General features: G+C 40.3%; 2 protein-coding genes. One reads left to right on the top strand and one right to left on the bottom strand.

Annotated features, from left to right (window positions below; genetic code table 11):
- Nucleotides 1-484 precede the first annotated feature (484 nt).
- Entirely contained in the window at nt 485-1,678 is a 1,194-nt protein-coding gene (locus tag OQ5_RS0116430; RefSeq protein ID WP_026055349.1) for an ATP-binding protein, read from the bottom strand.
- A 79-nt stretch (nt 1,679-1,757) separates the two neighbouring features.
- On the opposite strand from OQ5_RS0116430, the gene OQ5_RS23645 reads away from it, so the two are divergent.
- A partial coding sequence (locus tag OQ5_RS23645) for a hypothetical protein (RefSeq protein WP_044108001.1) occupies nt 1,758-2,004 on the top strand: 247 nt, incomplete at its 3' end.

The raw sequence follows: 2,004 nt of genomic DNA on the forward strand, positions 1-2,004 counted from the left end.
CTCCGCGGTTAATTTTTAATCACCTGCCTGCCTATAAACCTACTAACCTACTAACCTATTAACCTATTGACCTACTGACCTATTGACCTACTGACCTAACCTGGACAAGCCAGAACCAAACAAATTTATACATTATCTGTCGCAGCTCCGCAGCTTTTTGTTTTTCTTATTACATAATTCTACCGTTCTGTCGCCGCTCCGCGGCTATTAACTGTTGTTATAGGGTTGACAATACTAAAACCGCGGAGCGGTGACAGAGTGGTAACGTTACCAATAAAGTCAGTAACAATTAACCGCGGAGCGGTGACAGAGTGGTAACGTTACCAATAAAGTCAGTAACAATTAACCGCGGAGCGGTGACAGAGCATTAATTTTGACCAAAAAAAACACGAATATCAGGGATAAGACACTATTAACCTACTAACCTATTGATTTATTCACCTATTGACCTACTTGCCTACTTGCCTACTAACCAACACGCAACTCAATACAAGAACCCAAACAACCAGAGCGGGATTCGGTTACCACGACCTGACTCCACATTATCGATCACCAGAAAGGAAGAAGGCACATCATTTATCTGATCAAAGCTCTTATTTTTGCCGCCAACTTCGAATGTATATTTACCGGCAACCAGAAAGTCACCCCTATCAGTATAATTCACCTTATATTTTGGTTTTAATTGCTGAAAAACAAAAGTCTCCCGTAAATTACCCCTGTCAGGTTTCTCATCGGCCAGAGCATTCAGGATATTCACATTCCCGGGAAATATTTTTTCAGGCTTTCGCATGCGGGAAAGACCTGCCTTACCTGACTTAAGCAAAAGAATAATTCCGGCTCTCTCCAGTATTTCCAGATAATGATATAATGTTTTGCGGTCAACCTTCACCATTGCAGCCAGCTTAGTCATATTGGGCACAAAAGGAACATTAGAACTGATGATCTCTATCAGAGACTTTAATTTTATGATGTTCTTATACTCCACCCCCTGAGTGATGGGTACATCTGTTTCGAGCACGGTATTAACAACGTGTTGCAAACGTTCCAAATACCGGGGTTTGCTTTCTTTGTAAAAAGGATAACAACCATTTATTAAATATTCCTTAAACACAGCAAGCGGCTTTAATTTTTCGCATACATCGCGGCTTATTGAGAGATGATCGGACAACAGCGTTTCCAATGAAAATGACGGGAACCGGATTCCATATTCAAGCTCTATGTACTCGCGCAAAGACATTTCGGGAACAAAATATGCGGAAACACGACGACTTAAATCACCTCTCCCTTTATAGATATCCAATACTGAAGAGCCCGAAAAAACAATTTTCATATCCGGATAACTGTCGTACAAATTTTTTATCTCTACCGACCAGGCCGGGTATTTATGCACTTCATCCAAAAACAGATATTTACCGCCATGATTATAAAAATCACCGGCAAATTCAACAAGTTTGTGATTTGAAAAGTAGATATCATCCAGGCTCACATATAATACATCATTATCCTTTGGATAATTTTCCTTCAAATATTGCAGCATTAGCGTTGTCTTTCCAACACCACGTGAACCCATTAATGCAATCAACCGGTCGTTCCAGTCTATCTCAGACCAGATAAAACGCTTAAATGCAACATTTGTATTGCTCAACAGACGATGGTAAACATCATATAAACGTTCCATAACACTCAATTTATTGTGGAATATATTCCACAAATATAAGGTGTTTCTGTGGAACCGATACCATTCAAAACAGATAGTATTGGAGAATGAGGCTGAGGCAAAGGCTAAGGTTAAGGTTAAGGTTGAGGCTGAGGTTGAGGTTGAGGCTGAGGTTGAGGTTGAGGCTAAGGTTAAGGTTAAGGTTGAGGCTGAGGCTGAGGTTGAGGCTGAGGTTGAGGTTGAGAATTCACCATATAAGACATATAAGAACATAGAAGATAAGGTTGCATCAAAGATGAACCAGATTCTTTGTAAGCAAAGTGGCAGAGCTGAGTGTACACAGATTA

Source organism: Anaerophaga thermohalophila str. Valhall (assembly GCF_000250735.1).
Taxonomy (GTDB): Bacteria; Bacteroidota; Bacteroidia; order Bacteroidales; family Marinilabiliaceae; genus Anaerophaga; species Anaerophaga thermohalophila_A.